The organism is Methylobrevis albus (assembly GCF_015904235.1).
GTDB classification, from domain to species: domain Bacteria; phylum Pseudomonadota; class Alphaproteobacteria; order Rhizobiales; family Pleomorphomonadaceae; genus Methylobrevis_A; species Methylobrevis_A albus.
The window spans coordinates 2,501-23,882 of record NZ_JADZLT010000054.1; the positions used below are offsets into that span (position 1 = coordinate 2,501).

A 21,382-nucleotide genomic window follows, 5' to 3' on the forward strand; every position below is an offset into this window, starting at 1 on the left:
CAGGGTCATTTTCGGCCGATTTCGCCCCGGACTCGGCGCGCGGATCTGAAAATTTTTCCGCACGGTCCAAAAAAATTCGTCGCCCCCTGCGAAAAGCCGCCCCGGAGGACGGCGTCGCCCTCCCCTGCCCCGATCAGGCCCGCAGGCCCCTGTATTCGCCGGGGTCGACCGGGATCAGTCCGCGTCGGGCCGCGAGCGCCGGCCCGCCTTCACCACGGAACGCTTGGTCTTCGAGGCGAGGCGCCGCTCCTTCGAGGCTTTCGTCGGCTTGGTCGGCCGGCGCGGCTTCTCGCGGACCGTGGCCTGGCGGATCAGCGCCACCAGCCGCGCCAGTGCCTCCTCGCGATTGCGCAGCTGGCTGCGGTGCTCCTGCGCGGTGATGACGATGACACCGTCCTGGGTCAGCCGGCTGCCGGCGAGCTTCATCAGCCGCACGGCGACGTCGTCGGGCAGTGACGGCGAGCCGCGCACGTTGAACCGGAGCTGCACCGCGCTCGACGTGGTGTTGACGTGCTGCCCGCCCGGCCCAGAGGCCCGGATAAAGCTCTCCTCGATCTCGCACTCGTCGATGGAGAGCGTCGGCGTGATGACGATCATGGCGGCGCCTCCTTCGCGGCCGGCCGGACCCCGGCGCCGAACCGGGCCGCTCCGTGGAGAGAGGTGATAGCGCGTCGCGCGCGAGCGGGCGACCGTTGACCGGCGCTTCGTGTCGCGGATTCGGCCGATCCCCGCCCGGCTGGGTCCCGGTCACGCCCCCGCCGCCGATACGCATGGCCCCGAATCGACCCGCCGGGGTGGAGCCGTTCGTCCGCGAATGATATGGGAAGGCCATCCGCCCGGCCGACCGCTCGCCGGGTGCCCCTTCCTTTCCAGCGAGACCCGCCATGCCCCTGCGCCACGGCCGCGAACTACTGATGATTCCGGGACCGACCACGATCCCCGACGCGGTGCTGCAGGCGATGCACCGCCCCGCGGTCGAGATCTACACCGGCGAACTCGTCGCGCTCACCGACCGCTGCCTCGTGGACATCAAGCGGCTCTTCGGCACCGCCGGCAACGCCTACATCTATGCCGCCAACGGCCACGGCGCCTGGGAAGCGGCGCTCTCCAACACGCTGTCGGGCGGCGACAAGGTGCTGGTCCTCGAAAGCGGCCGCTTTGCCACCGGCTGGGGCGAAACCGCCCTCTCGATGGGGCTCGAGGTCGAGGTGCTGCCGCAGGCGTTTTCCCGCGCCGTCGATCCGGCCGCCGTCCGTGCCCGGCTCGCGGCCGACGACGCCGAGGAGATCGCCGCGATCCTCGTCGTGCAGATCGACACCGCGTCGGGCGTGATGAACGACATCCCCGCGATCCGCGCCGCGATCGACGCCGCCGGCCACCCGGCGCTGCTGATGGTCGACACCGTCGCCTCGCTCGGCATCGTGCCGTTCGAGATGGACGCCTGGGGCGTCGATGTCGCGATGTGCGGCGCCCAGAAGGGCCTGATGACGCCGCCGGGCCTCGGCCTCGTCGCCGCCGGCCCGAAGGCGATCGCCGCCCACGCCGACGCCGACCTCGTCACCCGCTACTGGGACTGGACGTTCCGCGACGGGCCCGAGCACTACATGAAGTATTGCGGCACCCCGCCGGAGCACCTCCTGTTCGCCTTCCGCAAGGCGCTCGATATCCTGCTCACCGAAGAGGGTCTGGAAGCGGCGCATCGCCGCCATGCCCTGCTCGCCGAGGCGACCCGGCGCGCCGTCGCGGTCTGGGCCGAGGCCGGCGCGCTGTCGTTCAACATCGAGGCGCCGTCGGCACGCGCCAACTCGGTCACGGTGGTACGCACCACGGATCCGGCCGTCGCCCGCCGCCTGGTCGACACCTGCCGCGACCGCTATGGCGTCGTGCTTTCGAACGCCATCGGCCAGCTCGAGGGCGGCGGCTTCCGCATCGGCCACATGGGCCACGTCAACGCCGCCGCCCTGCTCGGCACCCTCGCCGTGATCGAGACCGCGCTCGCCAGCCTCGGCGTGCCGCACGGCGCCGGCGGCACCGCGGCGGCGATCGCCTGGCTGGCGGACGCCACGCGCGACTGAGCGAGCCGGTTGCGACGGCGCCCGGCGCCGCCGCAGGCCCGCGCGCCCTGCCGTTCCGGCGACTTCACGCAAGCGTGTGTCGGGCGTGATGGGCTTTTCGGCCGATCCTGTCTGTCCCGATCCGCCGCCGGCCCCATTTGCCCGACCGCCGCCTCGACGGGGGGCGATGCGATCGGTGCGGCGCGCCCTCTCCTGCCCGGGAGGGGGTGCCCGGGCAATCAGACGGAGGACGAGAGCGTGACCCATGAGATCTACTCACCCCATCGCCGCGGACTTCTGCTCGGCGCCGCCGCCGGCGCGGCGGGCCTTGCGATCCTCGGCCGCCCATCGATCGGGAACGCCGCCGTGGCCTTGCAGGGACCGCTGAAGCCGAACGTCTACCGCTTCCGCCTCGGCAGCTTCGAGGTGACCACGATTCTCGACGGCCTCGCGCCCAACGACGGCCCGCACCCGACCTTCGGCGCCGACCAGACGCCGGAAGCCGCCGCCGAGCTCGCGACCGCCAACTTCCTGCCCGCCGACACGGGCGTGAACAGCTTCACGCCCGTGGTCGTCAACACCGGCACCCAGGTGATCCTGTTCGACACCGGCAACGGCCCGGCGCGCCGCCCGGCCGTCGGCAACCTCGCCGCCAGCCTCACCGCGGCGGGCATCCTGCCCGAATCGGTCGACATCGTCGTGCTGACGCACTTCCACGGCGACCACATCGGCGGCCTGATGGAAGGCGAGACCGCCGCCTTCCCGAACGCCGCCTATGTCGCCGGCCGCACCGAATATGATTTCTGGACTCACCCCGATCGCCTGTCCGGCCCGACCGAAAACAGCGCAAAGCTCGTACAGGCCAACGTCGTGCCCTACGCCGAGCGGATGAACTTCATCGAGCCCGGCGCCGACATCATCACCGGCATCACCGCGATCGAGGCCTTCGGCCATTCACCCGGCCACATGGCCTACAACATCGAGAGCGAGGGCCGCCGGCTGGTGCTCACCGCCGACACCGCCAACCACTACGTGATGAGCCTGCAGAAGCCGGACTGGGAAGTGCGCTTCGACATGGACAAGGCGAAGGCCGCGGCGACCCGCAAGTCGATCTTCGGCATGCTCGCCGCCGACAAGGTGCCCTTCGTCGGCTACCACATGCCGTTCCCGGCGGTCGGCTACGTCGAGCCGATGGGCGACGGGTTCCGCTATGTGGCGGCGGGGTACCAGTTCGATCTGTGAGGCCCGGGGAGGCTCTACCGTGGGGCCTCCCCCTCACCTCTCCCCGCGCCGATACGGCTGCATCAGCGCCTGCGGCACCCGCGCCCGCCGCGCCATCACCACCAGCGCCGCGATCGACATCACGTAGGGGACCATCAGGAACAGCTGGTAGGGCACCAACGCGCCGACGACGTGCTGCAGCCGGAGCTGGTAGGCGTCGAAGAGGGCAAAGAGCAGCGCGCCGGCGAGCGCCCGGCCCGGGCGCCACGACGCGAACACGACGAGCGCGATGCAGACCCAGCCGCGGCCCTGGATCATCGTCGGGAAGAAGGAATTGAAGGCCGAGGTGGTGAGATAGGCGCCGCCGACCGCCATCAGCGCGCTGCCCGCCACCACCGCGCCGATCCGCACCCGCGTCGGGTCGATGCCCTGCGCTTCCGCCGCATGCGGGTTCTCGCCGACCATCCGCACCGCAAGGCCGAGCGGTGTGCGGGCGAGGACATAGGCGGTGACCGCGATCAGGGCGATCGCGAGATAGGTCGGCGTCGTCTGCGCGAACAGCGCCGGGCCGAGGAACGGGATGTCGGAAAGCCCCGGGATCGCCAGCGGCTGGAACGGCGTGATCGTCGGCGGCGACGAGCCCTGCTCCACCACCAGGCGGTAGACATAGTAGGTGAGGCTGGACGCGAGTAGCGTGATGCCGAGGCCGGACACATGCTGCGACAGGCCGAGCGGCACGGTGAGCGCGGCGTGCAGCAGGCCGGCGATGGCACCCGCGAGAGCGGCGCAGAGCAGCCCGGTCCAGAGGTCGGCGCCCCAGTAGACCGACAGCCAGCCGACCATCGCGCCCAGCGTCATGATCCCCTCGATGCCGAGGTTGAGCACGCCAGCCCGCTCGCAGAGCAGCGCGCCGAGCGTGCCGAAGATCAGCGGCGTCGCGATGCGGAGCACCGCCGCCCAGAGGCTCGCCTGGGTCAGGATGTCGAGAGCCTCAGTCATTTGCGCACCCGGTAGCCGACGAGGAGCAGCGCCACCAGCATGGTGAGCAGCGACAGCGCGACGATGACGTCGGCGATGAAGCTCGGGATGCCCATCGCCCGGCTCATGCCGTCGGCGCCGACGAAGACCGCCGCGACGAACAGCGCCGTGACGACGACGCCGATCGGATTGAGCCCGGCGAGCATGGCGACGACGATGCCGGAATAGCCGTAGCCGGGGGAAAGGTCGGTGGTGACGTAGCCCTTGAGGCCCGTCACCTCGATCGCACCCGCGAGCCCGGCGAGGCCGCCGGAGATCAGCGCCACCTTCACCAGCGTGCCGGAAAGCGAGATGCCGGCAAAGCGCGCCGCGGCCGGGCTGTGGCCGGCGGCCCGCGATTCGAAGCCGAACACGGTGCGGCTCTGCACGATGAAGAGCAGCACCGCCGCGGCGACTGCGATGGCGAGGCCGATGTGGAGCCGCGAGCGCGGCAACAGCTTCGGCAGCTTGTAGGCGGCTTCCACCGGCACCGACTGCGGCCAGCCGAAGGCGGTCGGGTCGCGAAGCGGTCCCTCGACCATCATCGAGACGAACAGCAGCACGATGAAGTTGAGCAGCAGCGTGGTGACGACCTCGTCGACGCCGAAACGCAGGCGCAGCAGCAGCGGCCCGAGCAGCAGCAGCATGCCGGCGAGCGCACCGGCCGCCATCAGGATCGGGATGCCGATCGCGGACGGCAGGCCGAGGCCGGAGGCGCCGACGGCGGCGGCCGCCAGCGCGCCGAGATAGAACTGCCCCTCGGCGCCGATATTCCAGAGCTTCGCCCGGAAGGCGACGGCGGCGGCGAGCCCCGTCAGCATCAGCGGCGTCGCGCGCGTCAGCGTCTCGGTGAGCGACAGCCGCGAGCCGAAGGCGCCGATCGCGAGCCGCCGGTAGGCCTCGAGCACGTCGGCCCCCGCGGCCGCGATCAGCAGCCCGGCGAGCAGCAGCGCGACGAGCACCGCCGCGAAGGGCGCCGCGATGGCGAGGCCGAGCGGGACATGGGCGCGCCGTTCAAGCCGCATCGGAAGCCTCGTCCCAGAGCCCGGCCATCATCAGCCCCAGCCGCCGCGCGTCGAGCCCGTCCGCCGGCACCGGCGGCGACAGCCGGCCCTTGACGATCGCCTGCACCCGGTCGGCGAGACCGATCACCTCGTCGAGGTCTTCCGAGATCAGCAGCACGGCAGTGCCGGCCTTGCGCGCGGCGAGGATCTCGGCGTGCACCGCCGCGATCGCGCCCTCGTCGAGGCCGCGGGTCGGCTGGTTGGCGATCAGGATGCGCGGGCTGTCGATCAGGTTGCGGCCGAGGATCAGCTTCTGCATGTTGCCGCCCGAGAGCAGCCGCGTCCGCGTTCCCGGCCCGCCGCCGCGCACGTCGAAGCGGGCGATCACGTCGCGCGCGAACGCCATCGCCTTCGACCGGCGCACGAAGCCGAACGCCGAGAAGGCGGGCGTGCGCAGCCGCTCGATCACCGCGTTTTCCCACAACGTCATCTCGCCGACCGCACCCTCGGTGTTGCGATCCTCCGGCACCCGGCCGATGCCGGCCGCGACGAAGGCCCGCGGGGAAAAATCGGTCGGCGCCTCGCCCTCGAGGCTGAGTGTGCCGGCGGCGGGGATGGCGAGCCCGGAAACCAGCCGCCCGAGCGCCGCTTGGCCGTTGCCCGACACGCCGATGATGCCGAGCACCTCGCCCGAGCGCACCGCGAACGACACCGCGTCGAGCCGCTTCGTCCCGGCCTCGGTGACATCGACGCCGACCGCCTCGAGCCGCACCGGCCCCGGCGCCTGCGCCTCGCGCTCTGGCCGCGCCACCCGGCGCCCGACCATCAGTTCGGCGAGTTCCGCCCGGCTGGTCGCCGCCGCCCGACGCTCGGCGACCACCTTGCCGCCGCGCAGCACGGTCACCCGGTCGGCGGCGGCCATCACCTCGCCGAGCTTGTGCGAGATGAAGATCAGCGACAGCCCTTCCGCCGCCATCACCTTCAGCGTCGCGAACAGCCGCTCGGCCTCCTGCGTCGTCAGCACCGCGGTCGGCTCGTCGAGGATCAGCACGCGCGCGTCGCGGTAGAGGCTTTTCAGGATCTCGACGCGCTGACGCTCGCCGACGGAGAGGTCGCCGACCCGCGCCGCCGGATCGACGCCGAGGCCGAAGCGCTCGGCGACCGCGGCGAGCCGCTTTGCCCCCGCCGTCCGGTCGGAGGCGAAGCGCGTCAGCTTCTCGGTGCCGAGCATGACGTTGTCGAGCACGGTGAGATTGCCGGCGAGGGCGAAATGCTGGTGCACCATGCCGATGCCCGCCTCGATCGCCGCGCGCGGCTTGCCGGGGGGCAGCTCGCGCCCGAAGGCGACCACCCGGCCCGAATCGGCGGTGTAGTGGCCGAACAGGATGTTCATCAGCGTCGTCTTGCCGGCGCCGTTCTCGCCAAGCAGCGCAAGCAACTCGCCCTGGCGCAGCTCGAGATCGATCGCGTCGTTGGCGACGAGGCTGCCGAAGCGCTTGGTGACGCCTTCGAGCCGCAACACTTCGGGCCGCTCGTCTTGTGACGGGGCGGGCGCGCTCATGCCGGCAGCCCCGCGATGGGGAACCGATGCGCGAACGGCGCCACCTTTTCCAGCGACCGGGCGAGCCGCAGCAGCAGCGCGTCGGCCCCCATCGGCCCGACCAGTTGCACCGGCAGCGGCAGGCCGACGGCATCGACCCCATGCGGCAGGGTGATCGCCGGCACGCCGGCGACGTTGGCGAGCGCGGCATAGGGCGCGAAATCGCGCATCCGCCGCGTCTGCAACGCGATGTCCGAGTGGCCGAGCGGGAACGAACCGATGGCGAGCGGCGGCCCGGACAGCATCGGCGTCAGCAGCACGTCGACGTTTCGGAACAGCCGCGCGACCCCCTGCGCGACCTTCGCCGCCTCGACGACGGCGGTGTAGAGCTCGCCGGCGGTCATCTGCTCGCCGGCCGCAATGAAGGCCGCCGACAGCGGTTCCAGCTCGCCGGCGGCGATCCTGACGCCGGCGAAATTGCGGGCGAAATTCGCGGCGATGATCGCGGCGAACACCCGGTCGGAGGTGTCCAGCCAGTCGGCGAAGCCCGCCGGCTGCAGCGGCACGAGACGGTGGCCGAGGGTTTCCAGCGCCGCGGCCGCGCTCTCCAGCGCCGCGCGTCGCTCGGGCGCGACGGGAGCGCCGTCCGGCGCGTCGAACACGCAGCCGATGCTGAGCGGCGGCACGGGGGTCTCGAGCCGGCCGCGCGCGGGCAGCCCGAGCGCCGGATCCGGCTCCGGCCCCTCGGCGGCCCCCGCCAGCGCATCGAGCGCCGCGGCGCTGTCGCGCACCGAGCGACTGACGACGAGTTCGCTCGCGATGCCGAAGAGGTGGTTGCCGAACTCCGGCCCGGTCGGCGTCGCCCCGCGCGTCGTCTTCAGCCCGACGAGGCCGCAGCAGGCGGCGGGCACGCGGGTGGAACCGGCGGCGTCCGTCGCATGCGCCACGGCGACGATCCCCGCCGCCACCGCCGCCGCGGCACCGCCGGACGAGCCGCCCGGCGTGCGCCGCTCGTCGAGCGGGTTGCGCGCGGTCGGCCCGATCGCCGGCTCGGACGAGAGGGCAAGGCCGAACTCGGGCACCGTGGTGAGGCCGAACGGCACGAGGCCGGCGGCGCGAAAACGTGTGGTGAGGTCGTCGTCCACCGCCGGCACGGCACCGTGCCGCTCCACCCAGCGCGACCCGGCCACCTTCGGCAGCCCGGCCGCCGCGGCGCCGAGGTCCTTCATCAGGAAGGGCACGCCGAGGAACGGGGTGGCGAGCATGTCGGGATCCCCCGCCGCGATGCGGGCGTCGATCTCTGCCGCCGCGGCGAGGCCCATCGCCGCATCGACGTGCCGGACGGCGCCGATTCCGCGGAACTGATCCGCGGCATCGAGCGCCGCTTCCATCGCCGCGGTCGCGGTTGTCCGGCGCTGGCGGATGGCATCGGCGAGGGCGAGGGCGTCGGGCATGGGACTGACCAGGATCGCGGCGACCGAAGCGGACCTCGCCGGCGCCGCGCCCCCTCCCTGTCCCTCCCCCGCTTCGCAGGAGAGGGGACGCAGGAGGAGAAGCTGCCGTTTCCGGCGGCGCAGCGGTCCGGCGCGGATTTCGTTAGGCGAAAGTCCCCTCGCCCATCGTCCCCTCTCCTGCGAAGCGGGGGAGGGACAGGGAGGGGGGAAGCCTCACGGCAAAGGCTATCGCCGCAGCCCCCTCACGCCGGCTCGGTCTCGTCGATCGTCACCGTGAACGAGCCGTCCTTGATCGCGGCGCGCTTGGCTTCCATTGCCGCCACGGCCTCGGCGGAGACCGCCGCAGTGTCGAACAGCACGTCGTTGCCGCCGTACTTCATGAAGGAATACTCGGTGTAGTCGCGGCCGACGGGCTTTCCCGCGATGACGTCGGCGACGATCGCGTCGACGGTCGGGCGGAAGTACCACATGGCGTTGGCGAACACGGTGCCCGGATAGCGCGGCATGTAGTCGATCAGCGAGCCGATCGCGAGCACGCTGCGCTCCTTGGCGGCGTCGGCGGTGCCGATACGCTCGCCGAACAGGATGTCGGCGCCGGCGTCGATCTGCGCGAAGGCGGCTTCCTTGGCCTTCGGCGGGTCGAACCAGGTGCCGATGAAGCCGTTGAGGAACTTCGCGTCCGGCTTCACTTCCTTGACGCCGAGGCGGAAGGCGTTGATCAGCAGGTTGACCTCGGGGATCGGATAGCCGCCGACCGAGCCGAAGGTCCCGGTCTTCGACAGGCCCGCCGCCAGCATGCCGGCGAGATAGGCCGCCTCGTGGTTGCGCGTGCCGAAGACGCCGAAGTTGTCGCCCGACGGCCCGCCGGACGAGCCCATCAAGAACGCCGTCTCGGGATAGTCGGCCGCGACTTCGCGCGCCTCGGTCTCCACCGCGTAGGACTGGCCCCAGACGAGCTGCGCGCCCTGGTCGGCGTATTCGCGCATGGCGCGGGCGTAGTCGGTGCCGGCGACGCCCTCGGAGAAGGTGTACTCGATCAGGCCGTCGTTCGCGGCCGAGAGCAGCGCCTCGTGGATGCGGGAGTTCCAGGCGTTTTCCACCGGATCGCCGTGGATGCCGGCGACCTTGACCGGGTCGGCGGCGAAGGCGCGGCGGGTGAAGAGCGGCGCGGACGCGGCGAGCGCCGCGGTGCCCAGGAAGCGGCGGCGGGTGATGGCGAAGGTCATTGCGGCTGTTCCCTGTCTGGCGCGCGGCCGGCCGTCATGGCGCCGGCGCGCGGCCCGTTATCCCGGGCGTCGCTGCGGGATTTTCCGCCCGCGCCCGAATTTGTTCAACGGATCAAAACTCCGTCCTGCCCATGAAATTGTCAAGGTCGGTTCTTGGGCAGAAGGGGTTCCGTGCCAGGCTTTCGCACCGGGAAAAAAGACGCTCGCCGCCCGCCGTCAGCGCACCGTGAGGTCGCGCAGTTCTTCCTCGATCGTCTTCGGCTGGCGCACGAGGTGGCGCCCCATGCGCTTCTCGACGAGACGGAACGCCATCGTGATCAGGAAGGTCAGCGCGAGATAGAGCAGCGCCGCGGTGATCAGCGGCTCGTAGGTGCGGAAGGTCTGGGCGCGGATGATGTTCGCCTCGCCCATGATGTCGCGCACGGTGATGGTGAAGACGATTGCGCTCGCCTTCAGGAGCAGGATCGTCTCGTTGGCGAGCGAGGGCAGCACCTGGCGGATGGCGAGCGGCAGCGTGATCAGCCGCATCACCTGCCCGTCGCGCAGCCCGATCGAGCGGCCCGCCTCCGGCAGGCCCTTCGGCACGCCCTGGATCGCCCCGCGCAGGATCTCGGCCGAATAGGCCGCCGTGTTGAGGCTGAGCGAGATGATCGCGCACCAGACCGGATCGCGCAGCAGCGGCCAGAGGAAGCTCTGGCGCACCTCGCGGAACTGCGCGAGGCCGAAATAGATCATGTACATCTGCACGATCAGCGGCGTGCCGCGCATGAACAGGATGTAGACGTAGGCCGGCCAGCGCAGCCAGCGCCGCGGCGAGATCCGCGCCAGCGCCAGCGGCACGGCGAGCAGGTTGCCCGCTACCATCGAGGCGGCGACCACGATCAGCGTGACGACGAGCCCGTCGAGCAGGTTGCCGACGATGCGCTGGATGAAGGCGGCGTCCATCCGTCAGCCCTCCCGCCGGCCACGGGTCAGCCGCCGCTCCATCGCCCCGAGCGCCAGCATCGAGACGAGCGACAGGGTGAGGAAGATCAGGGCGACCACCATGTAGAAGGTGAACGGCTGGCGCGAGAAGGCCGCGCCGCTGGCGGCGATGCCGACGAGGTCGCGCAGGCCGACGACGCTGATCAGCGCGCTGTCCTTCAGCGTCACCAGCCAGAGATTGCCGAGCGCCGGCATGCCGACGGCGAGCGCCTGCGGCAGCACCACCTTGCGGAACACCAGCCAGCGGCCGAGCCCCAGCGCCTGCGCCGCCTCGCGCTGGCCGCTCGCCACCGCGAGGATCGCGCCGCGGAACACCTCCGTCGAATAGGCGCCCGAGATCAGGCCGAGCGCGGCGACGCCGGCGGCGAAGGCATCGATCTCGATGGTGACGCCCGGCGCCACCAGCCCGGCGAGGCCGCGCACCGCGCTGGTGCCGCCGTAGTAGACGAAAAGGATCAGCAGGATTTCCGGCAGGCCGCGCACCACCGTCGTGTAGGTCTCCGCGATGCCGCGCGCGATCCGGCCGCCGCGCAGCTTCGCGGCGGCGCCGAGCAGGCCGATGGCGAGGCCGAGGAGATAGGCCGAGGCCGCGACCTCGACGGTGACGATCGCACCGCCGAGGAGCGCGAAGCCCCAGCCCTTGTCCCCGAAGCCGATGAGCCCGATCAGGTCGGACATCGGCGGGCGTCAGCCGCCGTAGACGTCGAAGGTGAAGTACTTGTCGTTGATTTCCTTGTACTTTCCGCTGTCGCGCAGCGCCTTGATCGCCGCGGAGAACTTGTCGCGCAGGGCGGTGTCCTCTTTCCGCACGGCGACGCCGACGCCGTCGCCCATCAGCGGATCGGTGAACGGCTCGCCCTTCACCTCGAAGTCCTCGCCGTCCGGCGTCTTCAGCAGGCTGTCCTCGAGCGCGATCGAATCGGCGAGCAGCAGATCGACGCGACCGGCGATCAGGTCGAGGTTGGCGTTTTCCTGCGTGTCGTAGTTCTTGATCTCGACGATGTCCTTGTACTTCGCCTCGATGTAGGCGGCGTGGACCGTGGAGACCTGCACGCCGACGATCTTGCCCGCGAGCCCCTCCGGCGAGATCGTGATGTCGGCGCTCTTGGCACCGACGAACATCGCCGGGGTGTTGTAGTACTTCGCCGAGAAGTCGACGACCTGCTTGCGCTCCTCGGTGATCGACATCGAGGCGATGATCGCGTCGAACTTGTTCTCGGTCAGTGCCGGGATGATGCCGTCCCAGGCCTGCAGCACCCACTCGCACTTCACCTGCATCTCTTCGCAGAAGGCGGCGGCGAGATCGGCCTCGAAGCCTTGCACGGCGCCGTTGGCGTCGATGGTGGTGAAGGGCGGATAGGATTCCGGCGTGGTGCCGATGCGCACGACCTCCTGCGCCGAAGCGCCGGAGAGGGTGGCCATGCCGGCGATGCCGGCGGCGAGGAGGGCGGCGGTCGCCCTCGTTTTCATCGTCGAACCCATGATCCTGATCTCCTTCCGTTTTGCCTTCGGCGTATTGGCCGAGATGCCTGCGGCGCGTTGGCCGTTCCCCGTTGGTCAATCGCCGGCAGTCGTTGCGGCCGGCGTCAGTCTTCGAGCGCGCCGGGCCGCGCATCCGCGCTCGCCCGGGCACCGAGAAGCTTCAGAAGGTCTTCGCCGGGGCGGATCGTCCGCACGGTCCGGCGCGTCAGGATCAGCCCGTCCTGCGGCGCGAAGAGGTCGGTGCGCCCGCCCTCCTCGCCCGGCGCATGCAGGATCGTGGCCAGCCGGTCGCCGGCCGCGACCTGGTCGCCCGGGGCGACGTGATAGAGCACCGGACCGGCGACGGGCGCACGCAGCATCTCGACGTTCTCGAGCGGCACGGCGACACCGTCCCAAGGCGCCGCGGCGGCGACGGCTGCGTCGGCGACGACGCCGCGATGCACGAGGAAGCGGTAGAGCCCCTCCCCCGCCGTGGCGGCGAGCCGCGGATCGACGTCGGCGCGGCCGCGGAACTCCACCGTCGTCACCACGCGCCGGTCGAGCCCGTCCGCGTCGGGCGACATCTGCAGGTAAGGATGCAGCGCCGCCTCCTCAAAGGCGGCATCGCTGGAGCCCTCCCAGAGCAGCACCGCGCGGGCGCCGAGGTCGGTGGCGAGATCCGCCATCTGCGGCCACAGCGCCGCGTGGATATAGAGGTAGTCGAGCCCCTCGTCGTCGCAGTGCAGGTCGAGCACGATGTCGTGCCCCATCGAGAGGGCGACGAGCCGCGCCTTCAGCCGCGCGTCGGCCGGCAGCAGCGCCGCATCGTCCGGCAGGCCGGCGGTGTCCGGGGTGGGCAGCAGCGGAAAATCGCGGTTGAAGTTGACCCGGGTGCCGGTGTGGTAGCGGCCCTGATGATCGCCGTAGAGATACTGCGCCGCGCCGATCGGGTTGGCGACCGGCACCACGGTGATCCGCCCGCGGATCCGCCCCTCGGCCTCGGCCGCCCTGAGCTTCGGCATCAACGCGTCGATGGCGGCGGTACCGGGCAATTCGTCGGCGTGCAGCGCGGCCTGCAGGTAGGCCGAGGGCGCGGCTGGATCGGTGCCGTCGAAGCGCAGCACGGGAAACTGATAGGCGAGGCCCTGGCTGTCACCCCGGATCGTCTCGATCGACTTCAGCATGGCCACTCCGCCTGGACCGGGCCATCCCACACAATTCTTGAACGGTCGTAAAGAGGGAAAGGCGGGGTGGTGGTATCAGCGCCCGATTTCCCGAGGGCTATCGACCGATCATGGCCTTCTGCCGCTGGGTACAGGGGTGACCGCACGCGGGCGCCCCGGCTTTTCCCTCGCCCTTCGAGACAGCCGCTGCGCGGCTTCCTCAGAATGAGGGAAAAGGATAAATGATTGAACTAGATGAAAAACTTTCGGAGGCCTCATCCTGAGGAGGCCCGGAACGGGCCATCTCGAAGGACGAGGCCGGGCACGCCGGCCCGTGCCCGCCGGCCCGTGCCCGCCGGCCTATCCCCACCCCGTCATGGTCCACGCAGGCGGACCACCCACGAAGGCCGCTCGGCACGGCTTGGCGGCTGTTCTCGATGCGCGGAGGGGATGGCAGGCATCTGATCCGTAGCCGGTCGTCGATGGTCCGCCGACGCGGACCATGACGATCAAGGGACTGGCGCAGCACCTCTTTTTTGTCATGGTCCGCGCAGGCGGACCACCCACGAAGGCCGCTCGAGGCGGCTTGGCGGCGGTCGCCCTTTCCTCGAATGGCAGGTCCATCATCCGCGGCCGGTCGTGGATGGTCCGCCTCCGCGGACCATGACGATGACGTAGCACCCCCGCCCCCTCACCCCCCGAGCCGCAGGTCCTTACCCGGCATGCAGGTGACGTCCAACCCGCTCGCGGCCTGGTGCCGGCCGATGGCGACGCGGGTGCGGAAGCCGACGAGGCCGTCGGCGCCGCCGACGTCGTGGCCGCGCTCGATCAGCCCCTGCTGCATGCGGCGGACGTCCGCGCGCGTCAGCCGGTCGACGCTGCCCCAGCGCCCGGCGATCGGGGTGGCGCCGGTCATGCGGTCGGCGAGGTGGCCGACGAAGAGGGCGTAGAGATCGCCCTCGTTGTAGCGCTTCAGCACGTAGAAATTCTCGGTGACGAGGAAGGCCGGGCCGAGCCGTCCGGCCGGCATCAGGAGGAAGCGTCGGTCGCCGGCGCTGCCGGCAAAGCGCCCGGCCTGCGGCGCGAGCCCGCCACCGGCCCAGTCGCGCAAGGGTCGGCCCTGCTCCGGCCCCTCCAGCGAGCACGCCACCTCGGCCGGCACGCTGACCTCCTCGCCCCAGGAGACCGCGCGGTTCCAGCCGGCCTCGGCGAGATAGTTGGCGATCGAGGCCAGCGTATCGGGCACCGACGACCAGATGTCCGGCCGGCCGTCGCCGTCGAAGTCGACCGCATGGGCAAGGAACTTCGACGGCATGAACTGCGGCTGGCCGAGCGCGCCGGCCCACGAACTCTTCAGCATTGCCGCCGGCAGGTGGTCGGCCTCGAGGATCTGCAGGGCGGCGATGAGCTCTGGGTAGAACAGCGCTTTGCGCGTGCCGAGCAACGCCTGCGTCGCCAGCACCGACAGCGCCGAATGCGGGATCTTCGCCGCGCCGTAGTTCGATTCGCGCGCCCAGACCGCAGCGATGATCGCCCGCGGCACGCCGTAGCGGCGCTCGACCTGATCGAACACCGCGGACCATTTCGTGAGGCGGTCGCGGCCGATCCGCGCCAGCGCGGCGATCTGGCCCTCGTCGAAATAGCGGCCCGGGCTCGAGAACTCCGCCTGCCCGCCGCCACCGCCACCGGCGAGGTCGGGCAGGTTGCGCAGGATACGGATCTCCGGCAGCGCCGCCTCGAACGTCGCCCGCGACACCCCCGCCCGCGCCGCATCCGGCCAGACGGTGGCCTCGAGCCACGCCCGCATGTCGGCGTCGGTCGCCGCGCGGGCCGGCAGGATGGCGAGGAGAAGGGCGGCGAGGAGAATCAGGACACGCGGCAACGATCTGCTCCGGGGCGGTGGATGGGTGGCCGAGGATAGCAGATGGGGAGGGTTTTGCTGCGGGGCTTTGCCGGGGGAAGCCCCCTCCCGTGCTTCGCACCTCCCCCGCTTCGCAGGAGAGGGGACGAAGGAGGTTGGGGCGCCATTCTCAACAGCTCTTCGGTTCGGCGCTGCCTTCGATTTACGAAAGCCCTCTCGCCCATCGTCCCCTCTCCTGCGAAGCGGGGGAGGTGCGAAGCACGGGAGGGGGGAGGCCCCACGGCAAGACAAGTCCTAAGCCACCCGCTTCCGCTTCACATCGCCCAAAATCTCCCGCGCCGCGTTGTGCCCCGGCGCGCCGGTGACGCCGCCGCCCGGGTGGGTGCCGGAGCCGCAGGTGTAGAGGCCCTTCACCGGGCCGCGGTAGTCGGCGTGGCCGAGCATCGGGCGGGCGGAGAAGATCTGGTTGAGGCTGAGCGCCCCGTGGAAGATGTCGCCGCCGACGAGGCCGAAGGTGCGCTCGAGATCGAGCGGCGAGTTGATCTGCCGACCGAGTACCGACGCCTTGAAGCCCGGCGCATAGGCGTCGACGGTGGCGATCATCAGGTCGGCAACCGTCTCGCGGTGGTCGTCCCACGACGATCCGCCGGGGAAGCCCGCCGGCAGTTCCGGCGCGACGTGCTGGCAGAACAGGCTCGCGACATGCTGGCCCGGCGGGGCGAGGCTGTCGTCGAGGGTGGACGGGATCAGCATCTCGACGATCGGCTGGGCCGACCAGCCGTTCGCCCGCGCGTCGATATAGGCGCGGTCCATGTAGGCGAGGCTCGGCGCGATCACGATGCCGGAAGTGTGATGCTCGGCGAGTTCGCGGCCGGGCAGCGCCGTGAAGCTCGGCAGTTCGGAGAGTGCGACGTTCATGCGGAAGGTGCCGGAGCCGCATTTCCAGCGGTCGATCCGCTCGGCAAAGCCGGCCGGCACCGCGGCGCGGTCGACGAGCTTGCCATAGAGCAGCTTCGGATTGAGGTTCGAGACGACGAAGCGGCCGCGCACGATCTCGCCGGCCTCGGTGACGACGCCGATCGCGCGGCCGTTCTCGATGATGACTTCGGCGACGCCGGTATCTGTGCGGATTTCGGCGCCAGCCTCGATGCACGCCTTCGCCATCGCCTGGGTGATCGCGCCCATACCGCCGATCGCGTGGCCCCAGACGCCCTTCTTGCCGTTCACCTCGCCGAAGCAGTGGTGCAGCAGCACATAGGCGGTGCCGGGCGTATAGGGGCTGGCGAAGTTGCCGACGATGCCGTCGAAGCCGAGGATCGCCTTGATCGGGTCGCTCTCGAAATAGGCGTCGAGATAGTCCGCCGCCGACATGGTGAAGATGTCGAGCAACTCGCGGCGGAGGTCCATGTCGAGGCCGGAGAAGCGCTTGCCGAGGGTGGCGCTCTTCAGCATCTCCGGAATCGCCGAAATCCAGCCCCCCGCCGAAACGTTCGGCGGCGTCTCCAGCACGAGGTCGCGCAGGAGGTCGGCGATGATGTCGAGGCGGTCGTTGTAGCGGGCGAGCGCCTCGGCATCGCGGGCGGAGAACCGCGCCACCTCGGCCCTGGTGCGGCCGGGGCCGACTTTCAGGAAATCGCCGTCGGGCAGCGGCAGGAAGTTCGACAGCCGCCGCTCGACCACGTTCAGCCCGTGGCGCGGCAGGTCGAGATCGCGGATCACCTTCGGGTTGAGCAGCGACACGGTGTAGGCCGCGACCGAATTGCGGAAGCCGGAGTGGAACTCCTCGGTCACCGCCGCGCCGCCGACGACGCCGCGCTTCTCCAGCACCGTCACCTTCAGCCCCGCCTTCGCGAGATAGTAGGCGCAGACGAGGCCGTTGTGGCCGCCGCCGATGATCACCGCATCCGTCATCTCGAAGTGCTCCCCGGCCGCCCGTGCACGGCCATCGTTCGTCGGTGCCCCGCGGGCGCGGGCGCAAGGAAGGACCGGGGCGTCAGATCCCGAGCCAGCGCCCGAGCTGGCCGCCGAGCCCCTGCAGCCCGTACCAGGCGGCGAACGCCAGCATGTGCGCCGCCACCAGCATGTAGAGCATCAGCCGGAACCGCCGCGTGCCGTGGCCGGCCTGCAGCAGCCGATGGCCGACGAGGGCGCCGACCGCGCCGCCGCACCAGGCGACCATCAGCACCAGCCGCTCGGACACCTCGAAACGGCCGCGCCCGAACGGCAGCAGGTCCCAGACGAAGAGCAGGAAGGCGAAGACGTTGATCGCCAGCAGCGCATACAGCGCCACGGTCTCGAAACTCGACCCCATCACCTGCCCCCGCGCCGTCCGCCGCGACCCGTCGCGGCGCACCCGGCCGCCGCCGAGGATAGTCTACTCCGCGGCCGCCGCCAGCCGTTGCCGCGACCAGCCGGCCTGCGGCGGGCGATGGTTGCAGGCTTCGGGAATCAGCCGGCGCAGCTTGCGCGAGAACTGCTTCAGGCAGACCTCCGTGTCGCCGAGCGGGCCGACGGTGTAGCTCGACGAACCCATGCCGGCCTGCACCCGGTTGATCAGGTCGGTGTCTTCCTTGTTGACCTGCCGGTTGATGCGCCAGTTGAGATAGCGCGTCGCCTTCATCTCCCGGCGCGCGTCGGGCAGCACATAGGCGATCTCGCGGATCACCGATTCCGTCGCCGAGATCGGGATGAACTGCATGAAGTCGACCTGGTCGGGATAGATGTCGAAGGCGACGTTCGGCCAGAGCTTGAAATAGGTCCAGTAGCGCTTGCGGTCATCCGGCAGGTGCGCGACGTCGGGCAGCAGGCGCTGATAGAGCCGCTCCGAAATGTTCGACGACGGCTGGTCGCGCAGCGTGCCCCACATCTTGTCGACCCACTCGGTCGCCTCGATGCCGTAGCTCTTGCCGAACAGCCGCGTCAGGCCGGGGTGGGCGACGGTGATGTGCAGGCTGTCGGAGTAGTTGTCGGCGATGTTCTTCCAGTTCAGCGCGCGCGGGCGCAGCGTCACCCGGCCGAGCGCCTGCAGCTCTTCCATTCGGTACGGCTCGAGCTCGGCCGCATAGGGGCCCATCATCTCGGCGACGCTCGGGCCGCCGGAGACGAGGCGCACGAAGATGAAGCCGAAGAAGATCTCGCAGTCGACCGGCGCCAACCCGTGCTCCTCGACGTCCATGCCGCCGAAGCTCTTGCGGAACGGCACGCCGACCAGCTTGCCGGTGAGGTCGTAGTTCCAGGCGTGGTAGGGGCAGATCATCCGGCTGCCGCAGTTGCCGGACGCGCCGTCCAGCACCCGCGCCGCGCGGTGGCGGCAGACGTTGTGGAACGCGCGGATCGCGTTGTCCTCGCCGCGCACCACGACGATGTTCTCGCCGAGAAATTCGAAGGTGTGATAGTCGCCGGCCGCGGGCACGTCGTTGACGTGGCACACCACCTGCCAGGACGGCCGGAACACGTGCTCCTTCTCCGCCTCGAAGAACTCGGGATCGGTGTAGAGCCAGGCCGGCAGGCTCACCGGCTCGTCGGGACCGGACCAGCCGGACCGGGTGTAGCCGGAGCGGATCGATGCCGCGGCGTGCGCGCCTGCTTCCATGGCGTCCTCCTTCGGAAATGGTGTTGTACGAGTGTACAGCAACCGTATCCGCAGTCAACGCATCCGGAAAATTCCCAGGTGGCCGGGGTGACGGCTCAGCGCACCAGCATGGCGCCCGCACCGCCGGAGCCGCCCACCGCGATCGCCTTCTTGCCGGGCTCGATCGCCCAGTTGATCTGGTTGAGGATCAGCCGCCAGACGACGATGGTGAGGTTCTCGCTGTTCACCGTCGACACCGAGTTGAAGGTGAGGTCGCGGCTCGGCAGGTAGATCAGGCCCTCGAAGACGTGACCGGCCGAGCCGTTGATCGAGAACTGCGACGTCGACAGCCCCGTCGGCTCGAACATCAGGATGTCGGCATAGGTGCCGGTCGACGGCGCGGTGACCGAGAGGTTCACGCCGCTGTTGACCTGGATGTAGGAGTTGGAGTCGGCGAAGTAGAAGGTGACGCCGGTGCCGGTGACGGTCCAGCCGCTGTTGAGGTTCCAGCGCGTGTTCTTGAAAACGTAGAGGCCAGGCGCGAGGTTCAGCTTGCCGCTGCCGTTGAAGTTGAAGTTGCCGCAGTAGACGCCGGGGTTGAGATTGTTGGTGCCGGAATAATTCTGGTCCTTCACGGTGCAGGCGCCCACCGTCACGGCCGGGAGATTGCCGGCGAAGGGATCGGCGGCGACGGCGCAGCCGGTCTCGAGACTTTTGACCGGGCCACCGTTCTGGATGGTCTGGGTGCCCTTGACGCAGGTCTTCTTGACGTCGAGCGCGACGCCCGAATTGAAGATCGCGGCCGGGTTGCCGGTGCTGGTCACGTCGATCCGGCAGTTCGGCGCCTTGATCGTGACGCCGCTGTTGAGCAACAGCGCCTGGTTGCCGGTCGGATCCTTGACGAGGATGCAGACCTTGTCGCCCGCCGCCAGCTTGGACGCGACGCTCGACACGCCGACGGCGAGTTCGGAGACCCCGACCAGTTCCGTGAACGAGGTCGTCACCGTCCCCGAGGCCGTGCCGACGATCTCGCCGGCGCCGTTCAGCGCGATCTCGCGCGAAAGGTCGTTGATGCCGGCCCGGGCGGCGTGGTTGTCGAAGAGCAGCTTCGCCTCGGCGATCGTATAGCCCCCGGCGGCGGCGAGCACGGCACCATCGAGCGCCGTCTGCAACATCGCCCGTTCGCGCACCGCCCGGCTATAGTCGACCGCCACCCCGACGAAGACGAGGACCGGAACGAGCGCCAGCGCGAAGAACACCGCCACCGCACCGTCCCTGTTGTTGCCGAAGCCTTTCGCGCTGGTCATCTGGTCCCGATCGAGATTGAAGACTGTTCAGGAGCATGAAGGCATGAAACATCTGTAGAATGTCCCAACTGCCACCGCCAATTGTGATGAACTTCCATTTACCTTGACGAATTGTCAGGGCGCGCCCGGCCGTCGCCCCGGCCGTCGCACGGCGTTTCCCCCGCGCTGCGAAACCGACTATCCCTCGTGCGATGGGCACCGGCCGCCGACGGCGACGGGGCGACGGCGACTGGCGACGGTGGGGACGGCGGCATGGATGGCGAGAATGCGGACGGGCCCGGCGCGGCGAGGTCTCCGGCACGGGTCGCGGTGATTGGCGGCGGCCCCGCCGGCCTCGCCGCCGCCGAGCGGCTGGCCGAGGCCGGCGTCGCCGTCACGGTCTATGACGCGATGCCCTCGTTCGGGCGGAAGTTCCTGCTCGCCGGCAAGTCCGGGCTCAACCTCACCCACACCGAGCCTTATGAGCGCTTTGCGGCGCGCTATGGTGCGGCCTCGCCCCGGCTCGCCGCGGCGCTCGCCGCCTTCCCGCCGGCCGCCGTCGCGGCCTGGGCGGAGGATCTCGGTGGCCCCGTCTTCACCGGCTCGTCCGGCCGGGTGTTCCCGGTCGCGATGAAGGCGTCGCCGCTGCTGCGCGCCTGGCTGCGGCGCCTCGAGGCCCTCGGCGTCGCCTTCGCGCCCCGGCACCGCTGGACCGGCTGGACCGACGATGGCGCCGACGCGGGCGCCCTCGCCTTCGACACGCCGGCCGGCGCGGTCGCGGTAGAGCCCGATGCCGTCGTGCTCGCCCTCGGCGGCGCGAGCTGGCCGCGGCTCGGCTCCGACGGAGGCTGGACGGATCTCCTCGCCCGGCGCGGCGTGGCCGTGGCGCCGCTCGTCGCCTCCAACTGTGGCTTCGAGATCGCCTGGAGCCAGCATCTCGCCGACCGGTTTGCCGGCGCGCCGGTAAAGAGCGTCCGCCTCACCGCCGGCGGCCGCAGCGTGACGGCCGAATTCGTGGTGACGCGCTACGGCATCGAGGGTGGCGGCGTCTATGCGCTCGGGCCGGAGCTCCGCGCGGCCGCGGCCGCCGGCGAACCGCTGCGCGTCGACCTCGCCCCCGGCCGCAGCGCCGAACGCCTCGCCGCGGAACTTTCCCGGCCGCGCGCCGGCCAGTCGATGGCGAACCATCTGCGCAAGCGGGCCGGCATCGCCGGCGTCAAGGCCGCCCTGCTGCGCGAAGCGGCCGGCGACGCCCTCGCCGACCCGCAGCACCTCGCCGCCGCGATCAAGGCCCTGCCGCTCCGGATCACCGGACCGCGCCCGATCGCCGAGGCGATCAGCAGCGCCGGCGGAGTAGCCTTCGACGGCATCGACGAAAGCTTCGGGCTCAGGGCGCTGCCGGGCGTCTTCGTCGCCGGCGAGATGCTGGACTGGGATGCGCCGACGGGCGGCTACCTGCTCACCGCCTGCTTCGCCACCGGCCGCGCCGCCGCGGACGGCGTCCTCGCCCGCCTCGCCGCGCCGGGACTTTGAAAACGCG

Annotated in this window: 18 protein-coding genes; 3 read left to right on the forward strand and 15 right to left on the reverse strand. The window is 70.6% G+C overall.

Annotation, left to right across the window (positions count from 1 at the left end; translation table 11 throughout):
• Positions 1-174: 174 nt before the first annotated feature.
• A complete protein-coding gene (arfB, locus tag I5731_RS15675; protein WP_197312355.1) occupies positions 175-597 on the reverse strand; it encodes an alternative ribosome rescue aminoacyl-tRNA hydrolase ArfB in 423 nt (140 codons plus the stop codon).
• 287 nt (positions 598-884) lie between these two features.
• On the opposite strand from arfB, the gene I5731_RS15680 reads away from it, so the two are divergent.
• Positions 885-2,075, forward strand: a complete 1,191-nt coding sequence (locus I5731_RS15680; RefSeq protein WP_197312356.1) for a pyridoxal-phosphate-dependent aminotransferase family protein — start codon at positions 885-887, stop codon at positions 2,073-2,075.
• A 237-nt stretch (positions 2,076-2,312) separates the two neighbouring features.
• Entirely contained in the window at positions 2,313-3,296 is a 984-nt protein-coding gene (locus tag I5731_RS15685; RefSeq protein WP_328838963.1) for an MBL fold metallo-hydrolase, read from the forward strand.
• A 33-nt stretch (positions 3,297-3,329) separates the two neighbouring features.
• Here I5731_RS15685 and I5731_RS15690 read toward each other — a convergent pair whose 3' ends face one another.
• From I5731_RS15690 to I5731_RS15755, 14 genes are all read right to left on the reverse strand, one after another.
• Positions 3,330-4,274 carry an ABC transporter permease gene (locus I5731_RS15690; RefSeq protein ID WP_197312357.1) on the reverse strand — a complete coding sequence of 315 codons (945 nt, stop codon included), beginning with the start codon at positions 4,272-4,274 and terminating at the stop codon, positions 3,330-3,332.
• Entirely contained in the window at positions 4,271-5,317 is a 1,047-nt protein-coding gene (locus I5731_RS15695) for an ABC transporter permease (RefSeq protein WP_197312358.1), read from the reverse strand. Before I5731_RS15695 ends, I5731_RS15690 begins: the two co-directional genes overlap by 4 nt.
• A complete protein-coding gene (locus I5731_RS15700) occupies positions 5,307-6,857 on the reverse strand; it encodes an ABC transporter ATP-binding protein (RefSeq protein WP_197312359.1) in 1,551 nt (516 codons plus the stop codon). The genes I5731_RS15695 and I5731_RS15700 overlap by 11 nt, the downstream gene beginning before the upstream one ends.
• The gene (locus I5731_RS15705) at positions 6,854-8,290 is read right to left on the reverse strand and encodes an amidase family protein (protein WP_197312360.1); all 1,437 of its coding nucleotides are present in this window, start codon (positions 8,288-8,290) and stop codon (positions 6,854-6,856) included. The genes I5731_RS15700 and I5731_RS15705 overlap by 4 nt, the downstream gene beginning before the upstream one ends.
• Positions 8,291-8,532: 242 nt before the next feature.
• On the reverse strand, positions 8,533-9,516 hold the full coding sequence (locus I5731_RS15710) for a BMP family protein (RefSeq protein ID WP_197312361.1): 984 nt from the start codon (positions 9,514-9,516) through the stop codon (positions 8,533-8,535).
• Positions 9,517-9,732: 216 nt separating this feature from the next.
• Positions 9,733-10,461 (reverse strand): ABC transporter permease, encoded by a 729-nt coding sequence (locus I5731_RS15715; RefSeq protein WP_197312362.1) that lies wholly within the window; start codon positions 10,459-10,461, stop codon positions 9,733-9,735.
• 3 nt (positions 10,462-10,464) lie between these two features.
• Positions 10,465-11,178: an ABC transporter permease gene (locus I5731_RS15720; RefSeq protein WP_197312363.1), complete on the reverse strand. Its 714-nt coding sequence runs from the start codon at positions 11,176-11,178 to the stop codon at positions 10,465-10,467.
• Between the two features lie 9 nt (positions 11,179-11,187).
• Complete coding sequence (locus tag I5731_RS15725; protein ID WP_197312364.1) at positions 11,188-11,982, reverse strand: lysine/arginine/ornithine ABC transporter substrate-binding protein; 795 nt, start codon at positions 11,980-11,982, stop codon at positions 11,188-11,190.
• A gap of 104 nt (positions 11,983-12,086) precedes the next feature.
• Complete coding sequence (locus tag I5731_RS15730; protein WP_197312365.1) at positions 12,087-13,145, reverse strand: succinylglutamate desuccinylase/aspartoacylase domain-containing protein; 1,059 nt, start codon at positions 13,143-13,145, stop codon at positions 12,087-12,089.
• Between the two features lie 670 nt (positions 13,146-13,815).
• The gene (locus I5731_RS15735) at positions 13,816-15,006 is read right to left on the reverse strand and encodes a lytic murein transglycosylase (protein ID WP_235981846.1); all 1,191 of its coding nucleotides are present in this window, start codon (positions 15,004-15,006) and stop codon (positions 13,816-13,818) included.
• 273 nt (positions 15,007-15,279) lie between these two features.
• Complete coding sequence (locus I5731_RS15740) at positions 15,280-16,896, reverse strand: phytoene desaturase family protein (RefSeq protein WP_197312366.1); 1,617 nt, start codon at positions 16,894-16,896, stop codon at positions 15,280-15,282.
• A gap of 82 nt (positions 16,897-16,978) precedes the next feature.
• The gene (locus I5731_RS15745; protein WP_197312367.1) at positions 16,979-17,299 is read right to left on the reverse strand and encodes a DUF1294 domain-containing protein; all 321 of its coding nucleotides are present in this window, start codon (positions 17,297-17,299) and stop codon (positions 16,979-16,981) included.
• A 60-nt stretch (positions 17,300-17,359) separates the two neighbouring features.
• Complete coding sequence (locus tag I5731_RS15750) at positions 17,360-18,577, reverse strand: aromatic ring-hydroxylating oxygenase subunit alpha (RefSeq protein WP_197312368.1); 1,218 nt, start codon at positions 18,575-18,577, stop codon at positions 17,360-17,362.
• 95 nt (positions 18,578-18,672) lie between these two features.
• Entirely contained in the window at positions 18,673-19,863 is a 1,191-nt protein-coding gene (locus tag I5731_RS15755; protein ID WP_197312369.1) for a TadE/TadG family type IV pilus assembly protein, read from the reverse strand.
• A 252-nt stretch (positions 19,864-20,115) separates the two neighbouring features.
• Between I5731_RS15755 and I5731_RS15760 the strand changes: the two genes are divergently transcribed.
• On the forward strand, positions 20,116-21,375 hold the full coding sequence (locus tag I5731_RS15760; protein WP_197312370.1) for a TIGR03862 family flavoprotein: 1,260 nt from the start codon (positions 20,116-20,118) through the stop codon (positions 21,373-21,375).
• The last annotated feature ends 7 nt before the right edge of the window (positions 21,376-21,382 follow it).